We start from the raw sequence: 24889 nt of genomic DNA on the forward strand, positions 1-24889 counted from the left end.
TTATGCGTATCAGCTATAATAAACTCTGGAAGATGCTTATTGACAAAAATATGAAAAAGAGCGATTTGAAAGAAATGGCTGGCATCAGTTCTGCTTCCCTTGCGAAGCTCGGCAAGGGGGACAACATTACCACGGATGTTCTTCTTCGTATCTGCGAGGTAATGGATTGTCGGATTGAAGATATTCTTGAAACTGTCCGTGACTAACCAACACCGGAAATTTGATTAGGAGGATTCGATATGACTATATTGGGCAAGAAACAGATGTCAGAAGAAGACATCAAATTGAATTATATTACTCCGGTCATCCTCAAGGGTTGGAAAGGTCACATTACGATGGAGACCAAGATCACAGATGGTCGAATCAACATCAGGGGAAATTATTGTGGCTCGCAGTAAGCCTAAGTTTGCCGATTATATGCTTTACCTCAACGACGGAAAGCCTATTGTTGTTGTTGAAGCGAAAGACAACAACCATTCTGTATCCCACGGCTTACAGCAAGCGATGACCTACGCTCAGATGATGGACTTGCCGTTTGCTTATTCCTCAAACGGAGATGCTTTCTATGAGCATGACTTCCTGACCGGACAGGAACAGCAGATTGCTTTAGATAAGTTCCCGACACAGGAGGAGCTTGTGGCGAGATATTACGCTGAGTTGAATGATGGCAAGGGTATTTCCGATACGGAAAAGAAAATTGTCTCGCAGCCGTATTATTCTTCTCAAAGTACATATCCTCCACGCTACTATCAGAGAAACGCAGTTAATAGAACTGTTGAAGCCATCGCCAGAGGACAGCAGAGATTACTACTTGTCATGGCAACGGGTACAGGCAAAACATATACTGCTTTCCAGATTGTCTATCGCCTGCTCCGTTCTGACCTCAAAAAGAGAATCCTGTATCTGGCTGACAGAAATATTCTTGTTGACCAGAGTATTTTGCAGGACTTTGCACCGCTTGAAAAGACCATTTACAAAGTGGACTTCTCCGACAAGGAATGTCTGAGCAAGATTGCATCCCATGAAGTAAACTTTGCCCTCTATCACCAGATGGTCGGACAGAACGATGAGGAACACTTTAGACAAATTCCTGCCGAATATTTTGACCTCATTATTGTGGATGAGTGTCACCGTGGAAGTGCCAAGGAAGACAGCAACTGGCGTAAAGTTCTGGAGTATTTTTCTTCTGCGACCCAAATCGGTATGACAGCAACACCCAAGGAGAGCGAGAAAGTATCGAACATAGATTATTTTGGAGACCCTGTTTACATCTATAGCTTGAAGCAAGGTATTGAAGACGGCTTCCTTGCTCCGTTCAAGGTTATCAATATCACAACCAATATCGGTGACGGATGGAGACCGTACAAAGGTCAAACCGACATCTACGGCAACGAGATTGAAGACCGTATTTATAACAACAGGGACTACGATTACAGTATCATTCTCCAAGACCGTATTGACGAGGTTGCAAGGGAGATCACCGAATATCTGAAAAGCACCGACAGGATGCAGAAAACCATTGTGTTCTGCGCTTCCGAAGATCATGCCGAGCGCATGAGAATTGCCCTAATCAACCATAACGCTGACATGGTTAAAGAGAATCCGGACTACTGCGTAAGAATCACCGGTTCCGATGTTTATGGCAAGTCCAAACTTGACTATTTCATCTCCGTGTCCAGCCCTTATCCGGTTATCGCTACGACATCCGAACTGCTTTCCACCGGAGCCGACTGCAAAATGACAAAGTTGATTGTCCTGGACAAGACGGTTGAGAGTATGACCACCTTTAAGCAGATCATCGGTCGTGGAACCCGTATCAGAGAAAAGGACGGCAAGACGCATTTTGTCGTTATGGACTTTAGAAACGTGACGAGACTCTTTACCGACCCCGATTGGGACGGTCCTATTGAACAGGACGAAGGCTTCCAACACGGTGGTGGAGGAAACAAGCCGAAAGGCGGCGGTCATGGTGGCGGAGGAAAAGAACCTCCTGTTGCCCCCGTTGAAACTCCTATCGTCGATAAAGACGGATGTAGAGTGAAAATTATCAATAAGATCGTTTCTGTTTATGATGCCAACGGCAAACTGCTCCGACAGGAAGATATTATTGACTACACAAGAACCAACATCAAGGGCGAGTATGCTTCTCTGTCTGACTTCATCCACAAGTGGAAAGCATCGGATAAGAAAAAAACTATCGAACAGTCCTTTATGGCAATGGGCATTGATTTGAAAGCGCTGAAAGCAGACCAGGGAATGTCCGATGTAGATGATTTCGATTTCATCTGCTATGTGGCATACGGCAAGAAACCGCTGACGAGAAAAGAGCGAGCAAACAACGTGAAAAAGAAAGACTTCTTCAGCAAGTATTCTGCCGAAGCACAGGCAGTCCTCTCTATTCTCTTGGACAAGTATATGAACCAAGGCATTACCGAGGTTGAGGACATCAAGGTTCTGTCTCTTGCGGATTTTGCCGAATTTGGAAAGCCTGCAAAGATCGTAAAGCTGTTTGGCGGCAAGGCGCTATATGAAGCGGCTATAAAGGAGCTTGAAGCGCACATTTATGAATTAGAGGTAAGTTGACTATGGCGATGCAGTCAGGTTTTATAAAAAGAATCCGTGATATTATGCGTATGGACGCAGGTATCAACGGCGATGCTCAGCGAATTGAGCAGATGGTATGGATGCTTTTCTTGAAAGTATACGATGCCAAAGAAGATGACTGGGAACTGAACGAGGATGACTACGAATCCATCATTCCGGAAGACCTCAGATGGAGAAATTGGGCGAAAGCAGACAGCAACGGTCACGCTATGACCGGAGACAAGCTACTGAACTTCGTCAACAATACTTTGTTCCCCGTGCTGAAAGGCAATGATGTAAAAGAAGGAGACACGATTATCTATGAGGGTATCAAGGTTACACCCGATACTCCGATTAAGAAAGCAATCGTGAAATCAACCTTTGAGGATGCCAACAACTATATGAAGGACGGCGTTTATCTCCGTCAAGTCATTGATGTTATTGATGAAATCGAATTTGATGACGTCAAGGAAAGTCATGCTTTCGGTTTTGCGTATGAGGAAATGCTGCGTGAATTGCAGTCTGCCGGTTCTTCCGGTGAATTTTACACGCCAAGAGCTGTTACGGAGTTTATGGCTCTGATGATCAAGCCGAAGCTTGGTGAAAAAATGGCAGACTTCGCTTGCGGTACGGGAGGCTTCATCACTTCCTGGCTGGGGCAGTTATCCAAACAAGTAACCGATACTTCTACTCAAAAGCAGCTTGACGATAGTATTTACGGTATCGAGAAAAAGCCGTTCCCGTATCTGCTCTGTGTGACCAATATGCTGCTGCATGACATTGAAGTTCCCAACATCTACCACATGAACTCGTTGAAGCATAATCTGCTTGATTATACGGATGCAGATAAGTTCGACGTTATCTTGATGAACCCTCCGTATGGCGGACATGAGGACAAGTCTATTCAAGGCTTCTTCCCCGATGATCTGGCAAGCTCAGAGACAGCCGATCTGTTTATGTCGGTGATCCTGTACCGTTTGAAGAAAAACGGCAGAGCTGCCGTTGTCGTTCCAGATGGATTCCTTTTCGGTCTGGACAATGCAAAAGTGAACATCAAGAAAAAGCTCATTGGCGAGTTTAATTTGCACACGGTGATAAGACTGCCCGGCTCTGTGTTCAGCCCCTATACTTCCATTACCACCAATCTGTTGTTCTTCGATAACACAAAACCGACAACAGAAACGTGGTTCTACAGAGTGGATATTCCGTCCGACAGAAAGCACTTTTCCAAGACCAAGCCGATGGAATTAAAGCACTTTGATGATTGTATTGCTTGGTGGAACAACAGAGAGGTAATTCCCGACGGCGAATACTTTAAGGCGCAGAAGTTTACTGCTGATTATTTGCTGAATGAACAGGGATGCAATATTGACCTTTGCGGCTATCCTCACGAGGAAGAAGAAGTTCTCGATCCTCTGGATACGATCAGAGAGTATCAGGAGAGGAGAACGACCCTCAATGCCGAGATCGACAAGGTGCTTGCAGAGCTGGAAGCATTGCTGCCGGGAGGTGTAACCGAATGACCCCCGAACAATTAAAGGCAAGTATTCTGAAGTACGCTATGCAAGGCAAGCTCGTTGAGCAAAGAGCGGAAGAAGGAACTGCTGAAGAACTTTATCAGCGAATGCAGACAGATAAGCAAACGCTGATTAGAGAAAAGAAAATAAAAAATGAAAAGCCTTTAGCAGATATTATCGACGATGAGATTCCTTTTGATATTCCGGAAAGTTGGAAATGGGTTAAAGTTGGTAATGTTGGTTCGTGGAGTGCTGGAGCGACACCTCCAAGGACGAATCCAGCATATTACGGTGGTTCTATCCCTTGGTTGAAAACAGGCGACTTGAATGACGGATTTATAAAGGAAGTCCCCGAATACATTACAGACTTAGCTCTGGAAAAAACTTCTGTAAGGCTCAATCCGATTGGTTCTGTTCTCATGGCTATGTATGGAGCAACGATAGGTAAGCTCGGCATATTAGAAATTCCGGTTACAACAAACCAAGCTTGCTGCGCTTGCATCCCATACGCAGGAATGAATAATAAGTATTTGTTCTATTATTTGATGTCTATGCGTCAATCATACATCGGAATGGCGGAAGGTGGAGCGCAACCCAATATATCGAAAGAAAAAATCGTGAACTCACTACTTCCTCTCCCTCCTGTTGAAGAACAACTCCGAATAGTTGCCAAGATAGAGGAACTTCTCACGTATGTTGACCGTTATGCCGAAGCCTATGAAAAGCTGGAACAGTTTAACGCCAAGTTTCCAGAGGACATGAAGAAGTCAATTCTTCAATACGCCATTCAAGGTAAACTCGTAGAGCAAAGCCCGGAAGAAGGAACAGGCGAAGAACTGTACCGTCAGATTCAGACAGAAAAACAGCGGCTGATCAAAGGAGGCAAAATCAAAAAGGAAAAGCCATTGCCTGAAATTACAGAGGACGAGATTCCTTTTGATATTCCGGAGAATTGGAAGTGGGTTAGACTATCTCAGATTGCAATATTGGAAAATGGAGACCGTAGTGGCAAATATCCTGTTGAGAAAGATTATGTTGAATTTGGAGTACCATTTTTCGGAGCAAAAGATATGAGCGATGCGGTAATGTCATTCGATAATGTACGCTACATATCTGAGGAAAAGTTTGCTGAGCTTGGGAACGGCAAATTGCAAGACAAGGACTTTATTTGTTTACTGCGTGGTTCGGTCGGTAAGTGTGCATTGTTTATTGCGGACGAACGTCACCATACAGGATTTATTTGTGCTCAAATGGTTATTATTCGATGCATAAATATAGAGATTTGTCATTATTTAGCAAGTTTTTTAACTTCCCCATTTTACCTCAGGTATATTGATTCTAAGGTGACAGGGACGGCTGTGAGACAATTGCCTGCAAAAGAATTGGGGAATGTTTTGATTCCTCTCCCTCCCCTTGCCGAACAAAAACGTATCGTTGCCAAACTGGAAGAAATCCTGCCGTTGTGTGAGCGGCTGAAATGAGGTGATTTGCCTGATCGACCGAATAGTATATGAGATTCGTATGGCTTTGTCCCATGAGCTGTATTTATCAGCACTGGCACTTGCGCTAACATTGCCTGACACTTGTGGAAAGGCTGAATATCCTAACGAGGATTACAACGGCGTGCGCTATAAAAACTGGTGTAGCCAATATGTCATTACAGATAGATGTGATTCTCCATACGGATATGATATGCCCTATCTGAACGAAGAAATTATTTATAGTTTGCGTAATTGTCTGCTTCACCAAAGCACACCAAACGTAGAGAAATCAAAAATTCACGAATCTCGGTGCAAGGTTGATAAATTCGAGCTTCTCATAACCGGAGAAGATGGTGCTAACGGTGATCTAAGCATGGTCGCCTATGGTAAAGATATGAGCATAGTGCGGAGAGAACTGAAAGTACATATATCCCACTTGTGCTACATCCTTTGCACGGCGGCAGAGGACTATTACAAGAACAACAAGGAAAAATTCGATTTTATAAAGTATTCAATCGAAGACGACAGACCAAAAACTTTTTCGTGAAATGAACATTGCTTTCAGACAAAATACGATGCATGGATGAGCAAGACGAGGTAACCTATGATTTTTGATGGCAGATGGAAATGGGAATTGAAAAAACTGTCTTGGGCAATATCTCTTTGGAAAAAGACTCCAAGCCACAGTGAATATGGGAAGTATCAGCTGAACCGGCTGTTTTATACTCTGCCACCATCCTGCGAGAAGCCATTGAAGACGAAATTGAAGCAGAGAAAGTTGCTAAAGAGCAGAACCCGACACTTCCCGAATGCAAAATCATGAGCTGCGTAATCTCTGCTACGAAATATCCATACACCGACGAAGACGGTTGGGCTTTCCGTGGTAAAATCTGCGTATCAAGCTATTGTAAAGGACAAGTTGCCTCGCTCAAAGTGAAGGATGTGTGTAACTGGCTTTTGCATTCCTATGTTTGGGGTGTCGCAGGCTATGCAGATCAAAAAGGATTCGCCGATTTCTTGGTAGCATCTGACTTAGATAAAGAGAAATTCGTTCATTTTGTGTCATTTGACGAATGGCAGAAAGTGATGGATGTAGCTATCAAAAATGGTGCGTTTTGAACATCACAAACGGAATTATTCCATGCATGATTTAATAATTGAGAGGAGGATTATCAATGGATCAAAATGATCGAGAACAATTTTGGCAAACATTATGTTCTTTACCCGGAAATGATATTGTGGCAGAACGAGAACAACTATTCAAATCAATAAAGTATCCTAAGCTGCTTTTTCGGTATCGTCCTGTCAGCACAAAAAGCTTGGAAGCGCTCAGAACCAACAAGCTCTATTTTTCTTCTGCAAATTATTATGATGATCCTTTTGATACCTTTCTTCACATCGACATTGAAGCGATTCGGAAAGAGTATCTAAGTGCATTCCGGACTCCTAAAAGTACAGAAGCTGTTGTCGAGAGTGTTAAATCATTGCTTGGGGGTATTCTCTCCGAGGAGCAAGTAGCGCAGTTTACGGTTGAGAATGTGACAAACGCACTTTCTCATGGACTTACTGAAAGTTTTCTGAATGCAGCACTTTCACTTCGTGATGAAGTGAAAAAAGATACGTGGTCAGTTTGTTTCTCCGAAAATGGTTTTAATGAGGTTCTGTGGCTAAAATATGCGGATCAACACAGAGGTTTTGTGCAAATCTATGATCTTGAAAACAGCGACAACTTCTTATGTGGCAAACAGGAAAAGTGCGCTAATTGCGGAATCAAGAACTACGGAACGCCGCTATATCCGATTTATTATTCGGACACGCCTTATGATGCAACAAAATTTGCGAAATTCGTTATGCTCCGTAAAATAGCAGAGACAACCGCAACTCAGATTCCTCCAGAGCTATATGCAGGTATGGGAAGTGCTTTATGGGAACAAGAAAGAACGACTCTCATCAAAAAAGAGTGCCATAAATATGATGAAGAATGGCGAATGATCACTGGCTGCATTATGAAGCCGCCGGTTATGATGGAATGGATCCCAAGCGGTATAATTCTCGGTCTGCGAATGGACGTAGCAGAAGAAAATCTTGTTGTAAGTATGGCAAAAGAGGCCGGAATCAAAAACATTTATAAATCCTACATAAATGCTCAAAACAAGCTGGATGCTTATCTTTTGAAAGTGTAATCTTTCCAGCGGAGCCATTATCGCTATTGCCCGTATGATTCTTACTGCCATCTACCAGATGCTGTCTACTGGTGAGCAGTGGAATCCGGGCGATTTTTACAAAAGCGATATGCCTGCACCTCTGCTTGAAAAACAAAAGGCAAAGGCTATCAAACAAGCCAGGAAACTATTATTACTTCCTCCTGATGAAACATTCGCTTCTTGATCTGATTTCATGACTCTATAACACTTTAAAAAGTTGTCTGCCTTAGAAAGCTTATTCAAGTGCGCCCGTTTATGGTTTTCCTCTACTTTCTTTCACACTAACGCTCCGCGGGGAATGATCCCATGGGATAAAACATTCCCGCGGGAATCGCCATGGGACGGCTTTTGGCTGACCTGGCTTTACATTTCCCCTGTTTTTCCCATTTCCTTTTTACATAAATCTTACAAACATGTTACCGGATCATGGTTTTTAAAACTCTGGATCCGTGGTAAAAATTTAGTGTACATGAGAGATGAAAAAAAGAAATGGAAATGCGAAAGCAAGAGGAGGAAAATTATTATGAAAACAAGAAAGATGATCATGTTCACAGGCGCAGCCATCATGGCAGCAGGAATGATGGCTGGATGCGGAAGCGATACAAAGGAGACCACAGCGGCCCCCACAACTGCGGCAGAAACCACAAAGGAAACAGCGGCAGAGACAGAAAAGACCACAGAGGCAGCAGGCGCAGAGTTATCCGGCTCCATTTCCATGTCCGGCTCCACTTCCATGGAGAAATTTGGAAACGCCCTGGCGGAGAGCTTCATGGAGAAATATCCGGATGTGACCGTTACCGTAGAGTTTACAGGATCCTCCGCCGGCGTGGAGGCAGCTCTTTCAGGAGCCAGCGACATCGGAAACTCCTCCAGAAACTTAAAGGATGAGGAAAAGAGCGCGGGCGCGGTGGAGAATATCGTAGCCATTGACGGCATTGCCGTTGCGGTGGATCCCAAGAACACCGTCACAGACCTGACAAAGGACCAGCTGATCTCCATTTATACCGGAGAAGTAAAGAACTGGAGCGACCTGGGCGGTGAGAATATGCCTATCGTTGTGGTAGGCCGTGAGGCTGGTTCCGGTACAAGAGGAGCGTTTGAAGAGATCCTGGGGATCGAGGATAAGTGCGTATACGCCAACGAGCTGGACAGCACCGGCGCTGTAATGGCAAAGGTCGCTTCCACACCGGGTGCCATCGGCTATATCTCCCTGGATGCAGTGGATGACAGTGTCATCGCCTTAAAGCTGGAGGGCGTGGCTCCGTCTGCTGAGACCATCAAATCCGGTGAGTACTTCTTAAGCCGCCCGTTCGTAATGGCGACCAAGGGTGAGATCAGCGAGCAGAATGAGCTGGTGAAAGCGCTGTTCGACTATGTATACTCCGAAGAGGGCCAGGAGCTGGCTGCCAGCGTGGGACTGATCACCGTTAAGTAAGGAAACTGAACGCAGAATCTAAGGGCCGGAGCTGCCGATGAAGCGGTTCCGGCCCGGTTTTTGAAGAAAGTTGAGAGATTATGGCTGAAAAACAAAGCTTTTCCATCAAGGGAAACCGAAAAAACAAGGCGCTGGTGGAGCATGTTGCTGAGGCTGTTTTTACGGTCTGCGCCCTTCTGGCGGTGGTGGCTGTGGCATCCATTACCGTGTATATGATCATAAACGGGACCCCGGCACTTTTTAAAGTGGGGATCAAAGAGATCCTGTTCGGCACTGTGTGGCAGCCGGCGGCCAAGGATCCGTCCTTCGGGATCCTGTACGTGATCCTGACCTCCATCGTCGGTACCACCGCTGCTGTACTGATCGGAGCCCCGGTGGGGATCCTGACGGCGGTGTTCATTGAGGAGATCGCGTCCCCGAGACTGGCGGCTATTGTGAAACCGGCAGTGGAGCTCTTAGCCGGGATCCCGTCGGTGATCTATGGACTTCTGGGTATTTATCTTTTGAATCCGATGATGTATAAGCTGGAGATCGCTCTTTTTGCCGATGCACCGGACCACCAGTTTACCGGAGGTGCAAACCTGATCTCCGCAGTCATCGTCCTGGCGGTGATGATCCTTCCTACGGTGATCAACGTGACGGTCTCTGCCCTTCATGCAGTGCCGAAGCAGCAGAAGGCCGCTTCCCTGGCCATGGGAGCCACCAGGATCCAGACCATTTTTAAGGTCCTCCTTCCCAGCGCCAGATCCGGCATTGCGGCGGCGGTGGTCCTGGGAACGGGCCGTGCCATTGGCGAGGCCATGGCCATTACCCTGGTATCGGGAAGCTCCGTGAACATGCCGCTTCCGTTCAATTCCGTCCGCTTCCTGACCACAGCCATTGTTGCGGAGATGGGATATGCTGCGGGACTCCACAGACAGGTACTGTTTACCATTGGGCTGGTGTTGTTTGTCTTCATTATGTTCATTAACATTAGTCTTACAAAGATTTTAAAAGGCAGGGAGGACTCCTGATGGAACACGCGAGCATCATGAATAAAAAGAGGCGTGTCTCGGACCAGCTTCTGGAGGCGCTGATCTATCTGTGTGCATTTCTGGCCGTGGGCCTGCTTCTGGGGATCATCGGCTATGTATTCTGGAGGGGATTCCGTACCGTGAACTGGTCATTCCTGGTGACGGAGCAGAGCCCCACCAAGGGGATCATGGGTATTGCCGGAAATATTGTGAATACCCTGTATATTGTGGTCCTGACGCTTTTAGCAGCTACGCCCATCGGCGTAGGAGGAGCCATTTATTTAAATGAATACGCAAAACCGGGAAAATTTGTTTCCCTGGTCCAGTTTACCATTGAGACTCTGACGGGGATCCCGTCCATTATCTTCGGCCTGTTTGGGAACGTGTTTTTCGGTAAGATCTTCGGCTATTCCATGCTCACCGGAGCGCTTACCCTGACCATTATGGTACTGCCCCTGATCGCCAGGAATACCCAGGAGGCCCTGCGGACCGTGCCGGACAGTTATAGGAGCGGAGCCCTGGGCATTGGAGCCACCAAGTGGTACATGATCCGGACCATCCTTCTTCCCAGCGCCATGCCTGGGATCCTGACAGGAGTGATCTTAGCCATTGGCCGTATCGTGGGAGAGTCGGCGGCTCTTCTGTTCACTGCAGGCAGCGGCTATTACCTTCCCAAGGGAGGCATGGGCCTGTTCAGAAAGCTGTTTGAATCCGGCGGTACCATGACCATTGAGCTGTATTTACAGATGGCCAAGGGAAAATACGACGTGGCCTTCGGCATTGCCTGCGTCCTTCTGGCGCTGGTACTGCTCTTGAACCTGCTGACTAAGTATCTGGCCGGACGGCTGAATGTGGAAAATAGAAAGTAAAGGGAGAAAACATGCAGGATAGTAAAATCAGCGTAAGCAGTCTCAATCTCTTTTATGGTGAGAACCACGCTTTAAAGGATATTAATATTAAGATCCGTGAAAACACGGTCATGGCCCTGATCGGGCCCTCGGGCTGCGGCAAGTCTACATTTTTAAAATGCTTAAACCGTATGAACGATCTGGTGGACGGCGTGAAGGTGGATGGAAAGGTGCTCCTGGACGGAGAGGATATTTACGATCCCGGCGTGGACACCACGCTTTTAAGGAAGAAGGTGGGCATGGTATTCCAGCAGCCCAATCCCTTCCCAATGAGTATTTATGACAACATCGCCTATGGGCCCAGGATCCACGGGATCAAGAATAAGAGCCGCCTGGACGAGATCGTGGAGAATGCCCTGAAGGGGGCGGCCATCTTTGACGAGGTAAAGGACCGGCTGAAGGCGCCGGCCCTGGGGCTTTCCGGAGGCCAGCAGCAGAGGCTCTGCATCGCCAGGGCCCTGGCAGTGGAGCCGGAGGTGCTTTTAATGGACGAGCCCACATCCGCCCTGGATCCCATCTCCACCTTAAAGATCGAGGAGCTGATGAACGATCTGAAAAAGCGGTACACAGTGGTGGTGGTCACCCACAATATGCAGCAGGCGGCCCGCGTGTCCGATGAAACGGCGTTCTTCCTTCTGGGAGAGCTGGTGGAGGCCGACGAGACCATGAACATCTTCGGGCATCCAAAGGATAAGCGGACTGAGGATTATATTACCGGCCGGTTTGGCTGATGGGGAGGTAGCATATGTCACCAAGAAAATTATTTGAACAGGAGCTGGAGGAACTGCGCCAGGATGTGCTCCAGATGGCGGAATGGGTACAGGACGGATATGACTGCCTGTTTGCGGCTCTGGAAAAAAAGGATGGAGACCAGATGCGGAGGTACGTCCGTCATGACCGGACCATTGAAGATATGCAGAGGAACATCGAGTCCCAGTGCCTGAGCCTGCTTACCAGGCAGACGCCGGTGGCCAGGGATCTTCGTACAGTTTCCGCAGCCCTTAAGGTGGTGACGGATCTGGAGCGGATCGGCAATCATCTGTCGGATATGGCGGAGCTGTTTGTCCGCATGGACCTGCCGGAGCTTTCCAGATATTCGCCTGCCTTTCCGGATATGGTCCGGGAGACCAGGACCCTCATTGGGAAGGCCGCCAGAGCGTTTGTGGAGCGGAATATGGCCATGGGACAGGAGGCCATTGATGCCGACGATGGTATTGACGATTTCTTTAACCGGATCAAGGAGGACCTGGTAAAGGAACTGAAAAAGGACGGAAGTGATGCCGACGGCTGTGTAGATGCCCTGATGACCGCCAAATATCTGGAAAAGATCGGAGATCATGGAGTCAACATCGGCCAGTGGGAGATCTTCCAGGAAACCGGGGAGATCGACGAGATCCGGCTTTTATAGGAATGATATTTTATATAGAGAAACCGGTCAGTCCAGGGGGTGTGACAGATCCCTCCAGACTGGCCGGTATTCTTTTGGAAGGCCGGGCCGCTGCCCCGCCCTGGAAACCATATGCCCGGAGCGCGGCCGGGATGGCGTCTTTCCGGCCGGACGGTTACAGATCTGCCATCCGGTGCTTCAAAAGAGGAAGCTGTTCCCGCACCTGCTCCACCTCATCCAGATCGATGGAGGTGATCTGCATTCCTTCTTCTGCCTCCATCTGGTTTAAAACAGTCCCCCAGGGAGAGACAGCGATGGAATGGCCCCAGGAGTGGTAGGAAGCGTCCATATCCCTGGCAGGAGCTGTGCCGAAGGTAAAGACCTGGTTGTCCACAGCCCTGGAACGGAATAAAATCTCCCAGTGGGCCGGGCCTGTGGTCATATTAAAGGCTGCCGGGACCAGGATCACCTGTGCCCCGTCCAGGACCATGCGCCTGGCCAGCTCGGGGAAACGGAAATCATAGCAGATGCAGAGCCCCATGGGGCCGAATTCTGTGTCGAAGACCGTAGACTTATCCCCGGCAGTGAGCGTATCGGATTCCTTGAAGCGCTGTCCGCCCTTTACGTCGATATCGAATAGGTGGACCTTGCGGTGCTTTGCGATCTGGCGTCCCTCCCGGTCGAAGACATAGGCCGTATTATAGACATTTCCGGCCTCGTCGGATTCTGGGACGGACCCGGCGGACAGATAGACCTGGTACCGCTTAGCCAGCCTGGAAAGGGTCTGCCAGGAGGGGCCGCCGCTGGGCTCTGCGTAGACGGGGAAATTTGGTGTTTCATAGGGGCAGGAAAACATCTCCGGCAGGCAGATCATGTCTGCGCCGGCATCCTTTGCCTGGCAGAACAGACCGTCAAGGAGAGAAAGGTTGGTTTCTTTTTGGGCATACACCCGGGTCTGGAGCTGGGCAACAGTCAGAAGTTTCATGGATATTCCTCCGTTTAAATGTATGATAGATCCAGTATACCCCCTTTTATTGGAGTTGTCTATAATCCGGGAAACACTTGCAAGATCCAAAAAAATGTGGTAATATTCCCCTTGCACATACAGATGTATCATGCAGACGCACAAAAACAGCAAAATCGGATAAAGAGGACCATACCATGGAAAAAAGCAAGTATTATGTCGTGCGGGACAAGGCTCTGCCGGAGGTGCTCCAGAAGGTGGCCGAGGCGAAACAGCTTCTGGATAAGAACCGGTCTATGACCGTCCAGGAGGCCACAGAGCGCCTGGGCTTAAGCCGCAGCTCTTTTTATAAATATAAAGATGACATCGCTCCCTTTTCGGACAATACCCGGGGGAAGACGGTGACCCTGGTGATCCAGATGGAGGATGAGCCTGGGCTTTTATCGGATCTGCTCCATGTGGTCTCCGACTATCGGGCCAATATCCTGACGATCCATCAGACCATTCCGGTCAATGGCATAGCCACTGTGACCCTGAGCGTGGAGGTACGGGATAATACCGGCGATATGTCCGGGCTGGTGGAGGAGATCGAAAATATGACGGGAATTCAGAACATCAAGATACTGGGAGTAGAAAGATAGATGAAAGCAGCGATCATGGGATTCGGGACCGTAGGTTCCGGCGTTTATGAGGTATTGGACAGAAACAGAGAGACAGTAAGAAAAAAGGCCGGGGAACCCATAGAGATAAAATACATCCTGAACCGGAGGGACCTGCCCGGCAGCCCGGTGGAAGATCTGGTGGTCCATGAGATCGGGACGATCCTGGAGGATCCCGAAACGGGGCTTGTGGTGGAGACCATGGGAGGCACGTCTCCAGCCTATGAATACGTGAAATGCTGTCTCCAGGCGGGAAAGCATGTGGTCACCTCCAATAAAAACCTGGTGGCGGCCCATGGGACGGAGCTTCTGGCCATTGCCAGAGAAAAGCGGGTCAGCTTCCTTTTTGAAGCCAGCGTAGGCGGCGGGATCCCCATTATCCGCACCATCAACGAGAGCCTGGCGGGAGATGTGGTGGAGGAGATCTCCGGGATCTTAAACGGTACCACCAACTATATCCTGACAAAGATGTACGAGGAGGGCTGGGGATTTGACGAGGCCCTTAAGATGGCCCAGGAGCTGGGATATGCAGAGCGGAATCCGGAGGCGGATATCGAGGGATACGATACCTGCCGGAAGATCGCCATCCTGACAGCGGCGGCCTCCGGCCAGGAGGTGGATTATGAGCAGATCCCCACGGAGGGGATCACGAAGCTGACGGACGTGGATTTCAGCTATGCCGCCAGGCTGGGCGCTTCCATTAAGCTGTTTGGTACCAGCATATGCAGGAACGGCAGGTATTACCTGGAGGTGGCACCGGTATTCATCAATGCCAGAAATCCCCTGTATTCTGTCAGCGGCGTGTTCAACGGGATCCTTTTAAACAGCAATATGCTGGGAGAGTCCATGTATTACGGCAGCGGAGCCGGAAAGCTTCCCACTGCCAGCGCTGTTGTGGGAGACATGATCGCAGCGGTGCAGCTGAAGGACCGTCCGGCGGCCCTGGGCTGGACCGGGCAGCGGCTGGAGGTGCTTCCGGTCCGTCAGCTTCCCTGGAAATATTTTGCCAGGTTTAAGGGCAGCAGGGAAGAAAAGAAAACGCTGACAGAGGAGCTGTTTGGAAAGGTGCGCTGGCTGGAGCTGGCGGGGCTGGATGAGTTTGCCATTCTCACCGGCCCCATGACCGGCGAGGAGTTTGACCGGGCGGCCGGGCAGCTTGGCGGTCTGCGCCGGGCGATCCGGGCCCAGGTATAGGAGGAGAGACAATGGAGCATCTGATCTGGATCCTCAGGGAGGGCAGGATCCCCTGCCTCTTCCATGAGCTCACAGGCTTTTATTGTCCGGGCTGCGGAGGCACCAGAGCTGTTCTGGCCCTGCTGGCCGGCCATCCGGTCTTAAGCTTCCTGTACCATCCCCTGGTGCCCTACTGCGCCCTGGTGGCCCTGGTCTTTGCGGTTTCCTATGCCATATACTGGAAAACAAAAGATCCCAGGTTCCGGCTGTACTTAAGCGATACTTATGTACATGTGGGACTTGGGATCATTGTCGTTAATTTTCTTGTAAAAAACTATCTGCTGGCCGCAAAGGGCATCGATATCCTGGAACAGCTGCCGGGCTGGTAGGCAGCAGGAGCCCGTCCGGATGCCTGGAGCCTCTCCGGGCCTACACCGTCGGCAGAGACTGGCCCTGCTGCTGCAGCTGCTGTTCCAGCTGTTCCATGAACTCATTGATCAGAGCCGCATTGGCTGGATCCTTTACCAGGCTGGAAAGAGCCATAAAGTAGACGAACTCGCCGATCCCTAACACCACGGCGATGACACCTAAGACGATGCCAAAGATGGCGGTGGCGTAAAAGGGCTGCCCCCGTTTGGAGATGATGGCAAAGCAGACGGCCCCCACGCCCAGGATGATGGCCAGGGGAAAGGCAAAGCAGCAGAGGCAGAGGATCCCGAAGATCCCGCAGATCATGGAGACAGTGGCATAGCCGTTTCTGGGCCTGGGCTGGTCCTGCCTCATGGGATCCGGCGCTCCAGGACCGCCGGGGTACTGGTTCTGGCCGCCCGGCCCCTGTGTCCACTGTCCCTGGTTTCCGTTATTATAATCTGACATAAGATTTCCTCCGTGTGGTATATTCCCGGAAGGAGCTTCCGGGATCGTCAGTCACCATTTTATCATGAACAGTTCCTGTTGTCCATATGGGATCCGGTCCCGGCCGCCTGCGCCGGACCGGATATTTTAAGTTGCACATCTCCTGCCTTTGAATTATAATAGTCCTTGAGCCCTGTCTGGGAAAAACAGCAGGCAGAGACTGTGATCATTAGGAGAGACAACATGGATATCATTGCATCACTGACCAGTGAACTGAACGTGGGCCGCGGACAGGTGGAAGCGGCCGTAAAGCTCATAGATGAAGGAAATACCATCCCGTTCATCGCCAGATACCGGAAGGAGGCCACCGGCTCCTTAAACGATGAGGTATTAAGGACCCTGGATGAACGGCTGCGATATCTCAGGGGACTGGAGGAAAAGAAGGCCCAGGTGATGGCCTCCATTGCCGATCAGGGAAAGCTGACCGGAGAGTTAAAAAAGAAGATCGGGGAAGCCCGGACCATGGTGGCGGTGGACGACCTTTATCTGCCCTACCGTCCCAAGAGAAAGACACGGGCCAGCATGGCCAGGGAACGGGGACTGGAGCCCCTGGCAGACTGGATCGCCTCCCAGAACGCAGGAACCTCTCTGGAGGACGCGGCAAAGCCCTATGTTTCAGAGGAAAAGGGCGTGGATTCCGTAAAGACGGCCATTGCCGGGGCAAAGGATATCCTGGCCGAGCGGATCGCTGAGGATGCGGGATACCGCACCTGGGTCCGGGAGATCACCATGAACGAGGGAAGGATCGCTTCCGAGGTCCGCGGCGAGGAGGATCCGGAGTCCGTATATGAAAAATACTTTCACCACGAGGAACCGGCAAAGAGCTGCCCCGGCCACCGTGTCCTGGCCTTAAACCGGGGGGAAAAGGAGAAGATCCTGACGGTGAAGGTGGAAGCGCCGGAGGAAAAGATCCTCCAGTATCTGGAGGCCCATGTGATCACCGGGAAGGATCCGGTGACGTCTCTGGTCCTTAAAGAGGTGGTAAAGGACAGCTATGGCCGCCTTATGGCTCCGGCCATCGAGCGGGAGATCCGGAACGCTGTCACAGAAAAGGCAGAAAACGGAGCGTTCCAGGTGTTTAAAAAGACTTTGAACCAGCTTCTTATGGAGCCTCCCATCAGCGGCCAGGTGGTCCTGGGCTGGGATCCGGCTTTCCGTACCGGCTGCAAGCTGGCGGTGGTGGATCCCACCGGAAAGGTGCTGGATACGGTGGTCATCTATCCGACAGCGCCCCAGAATAAGGTGGAGCAGGCGAAGAAGGTCTTAAAGGATCTGATCGAAAAATATCATGTTACGCTGATCTCTCTGGGAAACGGAACGGCGTCCCGGGAGTCAGAGCAGATCATCGCGGACTTTTTAAAGGAGATCCCCGAGGATGTGCGCTATGTGATCGTAAACGAGGCAGGGGCGTCGGTATATTCGGCCAGTAAGCTGGCCACAGAGGAATTCCCTGGCTTTGACGTGGGACAGAGGAGCGCCGTTTCCATTGCCAGAAGGCTCCAGGACCCGCTGGCAGAGCTGGTGAAGATCGATCCTAAGTCCATCGGCGTCGGCCAGTATCAGCACGATCTGAACCAGAAGCGCCTGGACGAGGTGCTGGGCTCTGTGGTGGAGGATTGTGTAAACCGGGTGGGCGTGGACTTAAATACTGCGTCTGTATCCCTGTTGGAGCACATTTCCGGCATATCCAGGACAATTGCAAAAAATATTGTGGCCTACCGGGAGGAAAACGGGGCCTTTACTGATCGGAAGCAGCTTTTAAAGGTTCCGAAGCTGGGGCCCAAGGCCTTTGAGCAGTGCGCCGGGTTCATGCGTATCTCGGGCGGCGCGGATCCTCTGGATGCCACCTCGGTCCATCCCGAGAGCTACCGGGCGGCCAGGGAGCTTCTGGAGCGTCTGGGCCTGGAGCTGGATCCCGCGGGCTTTAAGGGAATGGCCGGTTTAGGGAGAAAGGTAAAGGACCGGAAGTCCATGGCAGAGGCACTGGGGATCGGTGAGATCACCCTGGACGATATTATTTCTGAGCTGGAGAAGCCGGCCCGGGATCCCAGAGAGGAGATGCCAAGGCCCATCCTGCGGACCGATGTGCTGGATATGAAGGACTTAAAGCCCGGCATGGTCCTGAAGGGAACGGTCCGGAACATCACAGATTTTGGAGCCTTTGTGGATATCGGCGTCCATCAGGACGGCCTTGTACATATATCTGAAATGTCAGAAAAATTCATCCGCCACCCCCTGGATGCAGTCAGCATCGGGGACATCGTGGACGTGAAGGTCCTGGATGTGAATATGGCGAAGCGGCGGATCGCCCTCAGCATGAAGCTTTAATAACCTAAGGCTATAAACAATTATGGAATGGAGGAAGCAGAAATGAAGTACAATTTTGATGAGATCATCGACCGGACCGGAACTTCCGCAACAAAGATGGAGAGCCTTCCCAAGGGCTGTCCGGACGACGCCCTGCCGTTATGGGTGGCCGACATGGATTTTGCCTGCGCAGAGCCCATTTTAAAAGCCCTGCATGAGAGGATCGACAAAAAGATCTTCGGCTACACCATGTACGACACCGACGAGTGCCTGGGCGCAGTCCTGAACTGGTATAAAAAACGCTACGGCTGGGAAGAGCAGAAGGAGAACCTGTTTTTCTGCGGCGGCATCGTATCCGCTTACGCCGTGCTCTTAAACCTTCTGACAAAGGAAGGCGAGGGCGTGGTGATCCAGCGTCCCATTTATTATCCATTTACCATGAAGGCCAACAGCAACGGCCGTCAGATCGTGGACAGCCCGCTGATCTACGCAGACGGGAACTATACCATCGATTTTGACGATCTGGATAAAAAGATGGCGGAGCCCAACAATAAGGTACTGGTATTCTGCAGCCCCCACAACCCGGCTGGCCGCGTATGGACCGAGGAGGAGATCCGGAAGGTCGTGGATATCTGTAAAAAATACGATAAATGGATCATCTGCGACGAGATCCACTGCGACCTCTTACGCTGCGGCATGACCTTCCATCCGATCCTTAAGGTAGCACCTGATTACGCTGACCGGATCGCTGTCTGCACTGCGCCCAGCAAGACCTTTAACCTGGCGGGAATGAAGACATCCAATATCGTGATCCATAATAAAGAGCTCCAGGCCGCCTGGAAGGAGCTGATCGGAGGCAAGCTCTCCATGAACGGCGCAGGAACCCTGGGCCTCACTGCCATGATCGCCGCCTACAACGAGGGCGAGGAGTGGCTGGAGCAGTTAAAGGAATATCTGGACGGCAACTTTGCCTATATCGACGCCTTCCTAAAAGAACACCTTCCCAAGGCTCATATGGTTCCGTCGGAGGGAACGTATCTGGCATGGATCGACTTCAACGGATATGTGGACGGCGATGCGGAGAAGTTAGAGGAGATCATGCAGAAAAAGGCCAGGGTGGCTCTGGATGAGGGCTATATCTTCGGCGATGCCGGAAGAGGCTTTGAGCGGATCAATATCGCTACGCCCAGAAGCGTGGTGGAGGACTGCATGGACCGGATCCTCAAGGCGTTTAAAGAAGAAAAGTTAGTATAAAGGAATCCTGCAACATGAAAATCAGTGTAACAATGACTGCCAGGGACCTGTTCCAGTTTTCCCTGTATAATTCTTACAGTGGATTTTCCGGGGCGTTCAACGTGATCTTTACGTTGGGCGCCCTGGCGATCCTTGCGGTCACCTGGAACTGGGAGACCATCAATGTGTATCAGAGGATCCTTCTGGTATTCTGTGCCCTGATCTTTACGGTGGTGCAGCCTCTGATGCTGGACCGGAAGGCGAAGCAGCAGGCCGGGGCCATCGGTTTTTCCGCGCCCTTAAACCTGACCCTGGGAGACGAAAAGATCGACGTGGAAAAGGCCGGGATGACCGGAGAGCTTTTCTGGAACCAGGTATGGAAGGTAGTCCGCATTAAGAGCATGTACATCATCAAAACAGGCCCTGTCCACGGCTATCTGATCCCCAACCGCTCCATTGAGGGACGGGAGCAGGAGCTGGTGGAGATACTTAAAAAGAATCTGCCGGAATCCAAACGGAAAGGACTGAGACCATGATCGCAACGAGCTTTGGGCCGGAGGATACGTATGCCCTGGGAAAACGCCTGGGAGAGGCGGCGAAGGCCGGGGACGTATTCTGCTTAAACGGTGATCTGGGCGTGGGAAAGACAGTATTTACCCAGGGCTTTGCCTGCGGACTGGGGATCACAGAGCCGGTGAACAGCCCTACCTTTACCATTGTCCAGGAGTATGACGGAGGACGGCTCCCACTGTATCATTTTGACGTATACCGCATCGGCGATGTCAGCGAAATGGACGAGGTGGGCTATGAGGACTATTTTTATGGAGGCGGGGTCACGCTCATCGAGTGGTCCAGCCTGATCAGCGAGATCCTTCCGCCCCATGTGACAGAGGTGACCATTGAAAAGGACCTGTCCCAGGGCTTTGATTACAGAAAGATCACGGTGGAGGAGACATAAATGCGGATTTTAGGGATCGAAAGCTCGTCCCTGGTGGCCTCTGTGGCCATCGTGGAGGACGATATCACCATGGCGGAGTTTACCGCCGATTTTAAGAAGACTCATTCCCAGACCCTGCTTCCCATGATCGACGACATGGTAAAGCTTCTGGGGATCGAGCTGTCCACAGTGGACGCCATTGCGGTTTCCGGCGGCCCGGGTTCCTTTACGGGCTTAAGGATCGGTTCAGCCACGGCCAAGGGGCTGGGGCTGGCTCTTGATAAGCCGCTGATCCATGTGCCGACCCTGGACGCCACAGCCTACAACCTGTACGGGGCCGGCGCTCTGATCTGCCCTATCATGGATGCCAGGAGAAACCAGGTCTATACGGGGGTCTACCGGTTCCGGGAAGAATTTGAGATCCTCCGGGAACAGGACGCCATGGACATGGGAGAGCTTCTGGAGGTGTTAAACGGCCTGGGAGAGCCGGTGATCTTCCTGGGAGACGGAGTGCCTGTTTTTAAATGCCAGATCAGGGAAAGGCTCACAGTTCCGTTTTCCTTTGCTCCGGCCCATGTGAACCGCCAGAGAGCCGCCGCCGTAGCGGCCCTGGGCGCCCGTTATTTTGCGGAAGGGAAAATGGAAAGCTCCGATGACCACAGGCCGGACTACCTGAGAAAATCCCAGGCGGAGCGGGAGAGAGAAGAGAGAGAAGCAAACGGTTGAATAAAATTAAAAGGTACTACAATAAATGTTGGGGTGTGTGATTGAAAAATCATGAACCCTGACATTTTTTCTTTAGGATAATAAAAGCTACAAGTATCGTTTAACCAGTAAAAAAGATGTGAAGGTGTAAAAAGTGTGAAGTGTGAAGCAATGAGCCGAAAATAGACCATAAACGTCCCTTGTGTGGAAAATCTGGTTTTTAAGATTTATCCAGAATGAACAGCACATTGCTGTTGAAGGAGTTTTAGTGTTTCCGGATCAGCTCCCTGCTCTCCGAGGAACTGAATTACGTTATCAAGTGTAAGTGCAACTTTTTCAGGTTTTGATGGATGGATGATGGCTTCGTAATCATCTGGTTTCCATTCTTCATTATTAAGAATCATGTGATAAATGCTTGTAAGCATCATTCGGGCTATGGCAATGATTGCTTTTTTCCTGCCACGCCGTTTCGCCAGTCGATTATATTTGATGGCGTAATAAGGATTTTTCCTGCTTTTTACAGCAGCAAGTGCACACTGGATGAGTAAAGGCTTTAGATATTGACCGGCTTTTGAACAACGGGTAGATTTCTTTTTGTTGGCACTCTCATTATTCGCAGGGGTAAGACCAGCCCAGGAACAAAGATGTTTATCCGATTCAAAAACCCCCATATCAGCACCGATTTCTGAAATGACAAACAAAGCAGAACGCTCAGTAAAACCAGCGATCCTTGAAATACGTTTGATTACTTCATCGTACGGGCGGCTGAGGCGGAATAATTCGGTTTCAATTTCATCCATATAGGAGCTGAGAAGTTCCATGTGCTGTTTTGCGTGGGACATCTTAAAGCGTTGTTCCGATAATATCTCAAAACCGCGTATGCTGTCAAAAATCTCTTCATTAGAAACTTTGATGCCACCATGAATCAGTTTTGCACATTCCTTTTCGTCAAAAGGAACGTCTGAAAGAAGATAATTCATAATGGATGAGGCGGTTTTTCCAAATGGATCAGTGAGGACACAGTCAATACGGATACGTGAAATAGTCATACTATTCTGGTAGCGGTTTTTCTCAGCGGAACGCATATAGGAAAGTTTGAGACGATATCTGGAAAGCTCACGGAGAGCCCTGATATCAGCAGGTGGAATAAAAGAAGCTTTAACGATATCAAAGCGAAAAAGATTGGCAATCCATTTTGCATCACGTTTGTCAGTTTTCTTACCCTTTATGGCTTTGACATACTTGGGATGAGTAAGGATAACGTGCATATGCGGCTCAAGGATGTTAAAAACAGGGATCCAGTATTTACCGGTGGATTCCATGCAGACATGCAGACAGTTATACGAGAGAAGCCAGTCACGCATAGCTGCAATCTGTGAATTGTTGGTGGAGAAGGATTTCACTTTATAAGTTGCTTCCAAAGTGACAGGATCCGTAATGCAGACAGCAGCAACAACCGTTTTTTTGTGAACATCCAGCCCAGCACAGATAAGGTGTTTCACTTCAAAATCCATGTGATACCTCCTTTCAAAGAGAGCAAAAAGAGACATCAGCATTGACTGTCATCCAAGCGAAAAGACTTATCATGGAAACGGGGTTTCCAGAGGCATCAAGTGCCAACGTCTAAAATGATAAGTGTACGGGCTCGAAGTCCCAATTGTTTGTGCTTAAAAGAGGATGACGGCACATATATAAATGCGGGATAAGATGGTCTTTCACCACTCCCTCAGTCGTGCTCTGTAGTATACTGATATCTCTAACTGGATTTTAACACAAAATGAAATAAAAAGTAACCCGTAAACAAAGATTCATGCATTGTTTGTGCCGAAGGCAGGAACGACGCAAGGAGGGCATGCCACAACGGTATGTTTAAATAAATGAATAAGGTACTTTAGGATTTTTGTCGACAGGTTGGGAAATGCTGGTAGATAGAAATCCTAGTATGAGGCGAAGGTTTTTGACTGTGATTTATGGAGATTCTATATTAAACTGGCGTTTGTGTTCTTTTCCAAAGTTTCTGCTGTGAGCGAAAAGTGCCATTTCAACCAGTCAGGTAATCTGAAGTATTGAAAACGTAGGTAAAAAGCCTTTAGAAGACTATGCAGACTTCTCTATGTAAGTATTACCAATTATAGCAGGTTCTTAATTCTGCTCTGTTATACCAAGAAACGATTTTACTGGGGATATCAGAGTCCAAGATATACCAAACAGTGAAAAGTATTCACAGAATGGATTATAACGGCAGAACATTTCTAAATCCTTACGTACGAATACATAAAAATAGGGAGGTATTCTTGAGAATCCTCCCTAGAAAATAATAACATAGATCCCAAATTTATCTAATGTAAATTTTCCAATATGAAATATCAGGTATATATACTGAAGTGGTAAAAGGAAAGGACTAAGATTGCCGGTTTGTGGATTTATCTTGGTGAAACTTTTTTAGGTGTTTTATTTTTGCAGAATTCCTGGTATTTGCTTATAAAATCCAAAACTACCGGATTAGGATTATCTTTCCAGTAATATGTCCGAAAACAGCGAGAATGATAGGGCGGTAGCGTTTTTTTCATCACAATGTTTTGATATCGGCCTGCAACAGGAAAGATAAATGGGGGAGCAAAAGCCACACCTAAATTGGCATTTGCCATAACAAGTTTTGAGTCAAAAGAATTAACAAACATGGTATCCTTGATTAAAAAATCTTTTTCAAAAAATTTTTTAACATGAGCAACACTTCCTGGTTGCATGCTTAGTAGTGTTTGGTTTTCCAGTTCTTTAAGGGGAACTATGTCATATTGGGCTAGTGGATTATTCCGGTGAAGAATTAAGTACCAGTCTTCGTCATATATTGTGAACATTCCTAGATTTTTCGAATCAAAATTCAGCAAAGATTCTTCCATTTGATCGGTAGAAATCATTACATCGATTAGCCTTTCTTCAAAATCTTTTGCCAATGTAGGATAGGGTGCTTGAATGCAGTTGATTTTTACTTTTATTTGAAGAGTGCTTACATATTTGCCTAGAAATTGATTTAACAAAACATGATCATAAACGCCCACTCCTATGCGCAGTTCCGATTGGAAATCGCTTTGGATATCTTGAACCTGTTTTACCGTATCATCGTATAAATGGATAATTTCCTTAGCTCGTATATAAAAATCCTGTCCAGCAGCAGTCAGCTCTACTTGTCTCGTATCTCTATAAACAAGATAAACATCAAGTTCTTTTTCAAGAGCGCTGATTTTTCTGCTCATGGCAGTTTGTGTGATATGTTCTTTTTTTGCAGCACGGGTAAAATTTAGGCATTCAGCGAGGCTGATAAAACAACGGATGTTATCAAAATTCATGATTTATGTGCGTCCTTTCCAGTGGTGTTTAGATAGCTTCTATGATGATTTGTCATGAGTTCAGCCATTTTTTTCGTTTCACAAATTTGTGAAAAAACTGTATAATTTAACTCAAATATAA

Annotated in this window: 24 protein-coding genes and 1 pseudogene; 21 read left to right on the forward strand and 4 right to left on the reverse strand. The window is 48.8% G+C overall.

Annotated features, from left to right (window positions below):
- Positions 1-2: 2 nt before the first annotated feature.
- From ACI6NM_RS12520 to phoU, 13 genes and pseudogenes are all read left to right on the forward strand, one after another.
- Positions 3-206: a helix-turn-helix domain-containing protein gene (locus tag ACI6NM_RS12520; RefSeq protein ID WP_262427358.1), complete on the forward strand. Its 204-nt coding sequence runs from the start codon at positions 3-5 to the stop codon at positions 204-206.
- A 211-nt stretch (positions 207-417) separates the two neighbouring features.
- A complete protein-coding gene (gene hsdR, locus ACI6NM_RS12525; protein ID WP_420361286.1) occupies positions 418-2583 on the forward strand; it encodes an EcoAI/FtnUII family type I restriction enzme subunit R in 2166 nt (721 codons plus the stop codon).
- Positions 2584-2585: 2 nt separating this feature from the next.
- Positions 2586-4106 carry a class I SAM-dependent DNA methyltransferase gene (locus ACI6NM_RS12530; protein ID WP_262427360.1) on the forward strand — a complete coding sequence of 507 codons (1521 nt, stop codon included), beginning with the start codon at positions 2586-2588 and terminating at the stop codon, positions 4104-4106.
- Positions 4103-5581, forward strand: coding sequence for a restriction endonuclease subunit S (locus tag ACI6NM_RS12535; RefSeq protein ID WP_262427361.1), 1479 nt, complete (start codon positions 4103-4105; stop codon positions 5579-5581). The genes ACI6NM_RS12530 and ACI6NM_RS12535 overlap by 4 nt, the downstream gene beginning before the upstream one ends.
- Positions 5582-5621: 40 nt before the next feature.
- Positions 5622-6128 (forward strand): hypothetical protein, encoded by a 507-nt coding sequence (locus ACI6NM_RS12540; RefSeq protein WP_262427362.1) that lies wholly within the window; start codon positions 5622-5624, stop codon positions 6126-6128.
- A 272-nt stretch (positions 6129-6400) separates the two neighbouring features.
- Positions 6401-6700: a hypothetical protein gene (locus tag ACI6NM_RS12545; protein ID WP_262427363.1), complete on the forward strand. Its 300-nt coding sequence runs from the start codon at positions 6401-6403 to the stop codon at positions 6698-6700.
- 56 nt (positions 6701-6756) lie between these two features.
- Positions 6757-7764: a hypothetical protein gene (locus ACI6NM_RS12550; protein WP_262427364.1), complete on the forward strand. Its 1008-nt coding sequence runs from the start codon at positions 6757-6759 to the stop codon at positions 7762-7764.
- A gap of 13 nt (positions 7765-7777) precedes the next feature.
- A pseudogene (locus ACI6NM_RS12555) lies at positions 7778-7969 on the forward strand (IS110 family transposase); the annotation flags it as partial.
- A 339-nt stretch (positions 7970-8308) separates the two neighbouring features.
- Entirely contained in the window at positions 8309-9220 is a 912-nt protein-coding gene (locus ACI6NM_RS12560; protein WP_262427365.1) for a phosphate ABC transporter substrate-binding protein, read from the forward strand.
- An 80-nt stretch (positions 9221-9300) separates the two neighbouring features.
- Positions 9301-10233, forward strand: coding sequence for a phosphate ABC transporter permease subunit PstC (pstC, locus tag ACI6NM_RS12565; protein ID WP_158360182.1), 933 nt, complete (start codon positions 9301-9303; stop codon positions 10231-10233).
- Entirely contained in the window at positions 10233-11102 is an 870-nt protein-coding gene (pstA, locus tag ACI6NM_RS12570; protein ID WP_022273916.1) for a phosphate ABC transporter permease PstA, read from the forward strand. The genes pstC and pstA overlap by 1 nt, the downstream gene beginning before the upstream one ends.
- An 11-nt stretch (positions 11103-11113) precedes the next feature.
- Positions 11114-11872, forward strand: coding sequence for a phosphate ABC transporter ATP-binding protein PstB (gene pstB, locus ACI6NM_RS12575; RefSeq protein WP_262427366.1), 759 nt, complete (start codon positions 11114-11116; stop codon positions 11870-11872).
- A 14-nt stretch (positions 11873-11886) separates the two neighbouring features.
- A complete protein-coding gene (gene phoU / locus ACI6NM_RS12580) occupies positions 11887-12549 on the forward strand; it encodes a phosphate signaling complex protein PhoU (protein ID WP_262427367.1) in 663 nt (220 codons plus the stop codon).
- Between the two features lie 154 nt (positions 12550-12703).
- Here the strand turns inward: phoU and ACI6NM_RS12585 are convergent, their stop codons facing one another.
- On the reverse strand, positions 12704-13513 hold the full coding sequence (locus ACI6NM_RS12585) for a carbon-nitrogen hydrolase family protein (protein WP_158360180.1): 810 nt from the start codon (positions 13511-13513) through the stop codon (positions 12704-12706).
- Between the two features lie 176 nt (positions 13514-13689).
- Between ACI6NM_RS12585 and ACI6NM_RS12590 the strand changes: the two genes are divergently transcribed.
- From ACI6NM_RS12590 to ACI6NM_RS12600, 3 genes are read left to right on the forward strand one after another with little or no spacing between them, the layout of a single operon-like run.
- Entirely contained in the window at positions 13690-14133 is a 444-nt protein-coding gene (locus ACI6NM_RS12590; protein ID WP_022273920.1) for an ACT domain-containing protein, read from the forward strand.
- A complete protein-coding gene (locus ACI6NM_RS12595) occupies positions 14134-15345 on the forward strand; it encodes a homoserine dehydrogenase (RefSeq protein WP_262427368.1) in 1212 nt (403 codons plus the stop codon). It begins immediately after the preceding gene.
- A gap of 11 nt (positions 15346-15356) precedes the next feature.
- Positions 15357-15713, forward strand: a complete 357-nt coding sequence (locus ACI6NM_RS12600; RefSeq protein WP_262427369.1) for a DUF2752 domain-containing protein — start codon at positions 15357-15359, stop codon at positions 15711-15713.
- A 40-nt stretch (positions 15714-15753) separates the two neighbouring features.
- On the opposite strand, the gene ACI6NM_RS12605 is transcribed toward ACI6NM_RS12600, so the two are convergent.
- The gene (locus tag ACI6NM_RS12605) at positions 15754-16200 is read right to left on the reverse strand and encodes a DUF4190 domain-containing protein (RefSeq protein ID WP_262427370.1); all 447 of its coding nucleotides are present in this window, start codon (positions 16198-16200) and stop codon (positions 15754-15756) included.
- A gap of 222 nt (positions 16201-16422) precedes the next feature.
- Here ACI6NM_RS12605 and ACI6NM_RS12610 point away from each other — a divergent pair, with 222 nt between their 5' ends.
- From ACI6NM_RS12610 to tsaB, 5 genes are read left to right on the forward strand one after another with little or no spacing between them, the layout of a single operon-like run.
- Complete coding sequence (locus ACI6NM_RS12610) at positions 16423-18567, forward strand: Tex family protein (protein WP_262427371.1); 2145 nt, start codon at positions 16423-16425, stop codon at positions 18565-18567.
- A 42-nt stretch (positions 18568-18609) separates the two neighbouring features.
- Positions 18610-19800, forward strand: coding sequence for a MalY/PatB family protein (locus tag ACI6NM_RS12615; protein ID WP_262427372.1), 1191 nt, complete (start codon positions 18610-18612; stop codon positions 19798-19800).
- Positions 19801-19814: 14 nt separating this feature from the next.
- Complete coding sequence (locus tag ACI6NM_RS12620) at positions 19815-20315, forward strand: YcxB family protein (protein WP_022273926.1); 501 nt, start codon at positions 19815-19817, stop codon at positions 20313-20315.
- A complete protein-coding gene (gene tsaE, locus ACI6NM_RS12625) occupies positions 20312-20737 on the forward strand; it encodes a tRNA (adenosine(37)-N6)-threonylcarbamoyltransferase complex ATPase subunit type 1 TsaE (protein ID WP_022273927.1) in 426 nt (141 codons plus the stop codon). Before ACI6NM_RS12620 ends, tsaE begins: the two co-directional genes overlap by 4 nt.
- Positions 20738-21442: a tRNA (adenosine(37)-N6)-threonylcarbamoyltransferase complex dimerization subunit type 1 TsaB gene (tsaB, locus tag ACI6NM_RS12630; RefSeq protein WP_262427373.1), complete on the forward strand. Its 705-nt coding sequence runs from the start codon at positions 20738-20740 to the stop codon at positions 21440-21442. It abuts the gene before it with no gap.
- Positions 21443-21648: 206 nt separating this feature from the next.
- On the opposite strand, the gene ACI6NM_RS12635 is transcribed toward tsaB, so the two are convergent.
- Positions 21649-22935 carry an IS110 family RNA-guided transposase gene (locus tag ACI6NM_RS12635; RefSeq protein WP_428227915.1) on the reverse strand — a complete coding sequence of 429 codons (1287 nt, stop codon included), beginning with the start codon at positions 22933-22935 and terminating at the stop codon, positions 21649-21651.
- A 909-nt stretch (positions 22936-23844) separates the two neighbouring features.
- Positions 23845-24768, reverse strand: coding sequence for a LysR family transcriptional regulator (locus ACI6NM_RS12640; protein ID WP_337811352.1), 924 nt, complete (start codon positions 24766-24768; stop codon positions 23845-23847).
- Between the last annotated feature and the right edge of the window lie 121 nt (positions 24769-24889).

The organism is Pilosibacter sp. YYHA0881 (genome assembly GCF_051602715.1).
In the GTDB taxonomy this organism is placed as follows: Bacteria; Bacillota; Clostridia; order Lachnospirales; family Lachnospiraceae; genus Alitiscatomonas; species Alitiscatomonas aceti.

Excerpts from the sequence above, each read along its gene's own strand:
- ACI6NM_RS12520 (WP_262427358.1), top strand. The coding sequence starts at position 3 with ATGCGTATCAGCTATAATAAACTCTGGAAGATGCTTATTGACAAAAAT.
- hsdR (WP_420361286.1), top strand. The coding sequence starts at position 418 with ATGCTTTACCTCAACGACGGAAAGCCTATTGTTGTTGTTGAAGCGAAA.
- ACI6NM_RS12530 (WP_262427360.1), top strand. The coding sequence starts at position 2,586 with ATGGCGATGCAGTCAGGTTTTATAAAAAGAATCCGTGATATTATGCGT.
- ACI6NM_RS12535 (WP_262427361.1), top strand. The coding sequence starts at position 4,103 with ATGACCCCCGAACAATTAAAGGCAAGTATTCTGAAGTACGCTATGCAA.
- ACI6NM_RS12540 (WP_262427362.1), top strand. The coding sequence starts at position 5,622 with ATGGCTTTGTCCCATGAGCTGTATTTATCAGCACTGGCACTTGCGCTA.
- ACI6NM_RS12545 (WP_262427363.1), top strand. The coding sequence starts at position 6,401 with ATGAGCTGCGTAATCTCTGCTACGAAATATCCATACACCGACGAAGAC.
- ACI6NM_RS12550 (WP_262427364.1), top strand. The coding sequence starts at position 6,757 with ATGGATCAAAATGATCGAGAACAATTTTGGCAAACATTATGTTCTTTA.
- ACI6NM_RS12560 (WP_262427365.1), top strand. The coding sequence starts at position 8,309 with ATGAAAACAAGAAAGATGATCATGTTCACAGGCGCAGCCATCATGGCA.
- pstC (WP_158360182.1), top strand. The coding sequence starts at position 9,301 with ATGGCTGAAAAACAAAGCTTTTCCATCAAGGGAAACCGAAAAAACAAG.
- pstA (WP_022273916.1), top strand. The coding sequence starts at position 10,233 with ATGGAACACGCGAGCATCATGAATAAAAAGAGGCGTGTCTCGGACCAG.
- pstB (WP_262427366.1), top strand. The coding sequence starts at position 11,114 with ATGCAGGATAGTAAAATCAGCGTAAGCAGTCTCAATCTCTTTTATGGT.
- phoU (WP_262427367.1), top strand. The coding sequence starts at position 11,887 with ATGTCACCAAGAAAATTATTTGAACAGGAGCTGGAGGAACTGCGCCAG.
- ACI6NM_RS12585 (WP_158360180.1), bottom strand. The coding sequence starts at position 13,513 with ATGAAACTTCTGACTGTTGCCCAGCTCCAGACCCGGGTGTATGCCCAA.
- ACI6NM_RS12590 (WP_022273920.1), top strand. The coding sequence starts at position 13,690 with ATGGAAAAAAGCAAGTATTATGTCGTGCGGGACAAGGCTCTGCCGGAG.
- ACI6NM_RS12595 (WP_262427368.1), top strand. The coding sequence starts at position 14,134 with ATGAAAGCAGCGATCATGGGATTCGGGACCGTAGGTTCCGGCGTTTAT.
- ACI6NM_RS12600 (WP_262427369.1), top strand. The coding sequence starts at position 15,357 with ATGGAGCATCTGATCTGGATCCTCAGGGAGGGCAGGATCCCCTGCCTC.
- ACI6NM_RS12605 (WP_262427370.1), bottom strand. The coding sequence starts at position 16,200 with ATGTCAGATTATAATAACGGAAACCAGGGACAGTGGACACAGGGGCCG.
- ACI6NM_RS12610 (WP_262427371.1), top strand. The coding sequence starts at position 16,423 with ATGGATATCATTGCATCACTGACCAGTGAACTGAACGTGGGCCGCGGA.
- ACI6NM_RS12615 (WP_262427372.1), top strand. The coding sequence starts at position 18,610 with ATGAAGTACAATTTTGATGAGATCATCGACCGGACCGGAACTTCCGCA.
- ACI6NM_RS12620 (WP_022273926.1), top strand. The coding sequence starts at position 19,815 with ATGAAAATCAGTGTAACAATGACTGCCAGGGACCTGTTCCAGTTTTCC.
- tsaE (WP_022273927.1), top strand. The coding sequence starts at position 20,312 with ATGATCGCAACGAGCTTTGGGCCGGAGGATACGTATGCCCTGGGAAAA.
- tsaB (WP_262427373.1), top strand. The coding sequence starts at position 20,738 with ATGCGGATTTTAGGGATCGAAAGCTCGTCCCTGGTGGCCTCTGTGGCC.
- ACI6NM_RS12635 (WP_428227915.1), bottom strand. The coding sequence starts at position 22,935 with ATGGATTTTGAAGTGAAACACCTTATCTGTGCTGGGCTGGATGTTCAC.
- ACI6NM_RS12640 (WP_337811352.1), bottom strand. The coding sequence starts at position 24,768 with ATGAATTTTGATAACATCCGTTGTTTTATCAGCCTCGCTGAATGCCTA.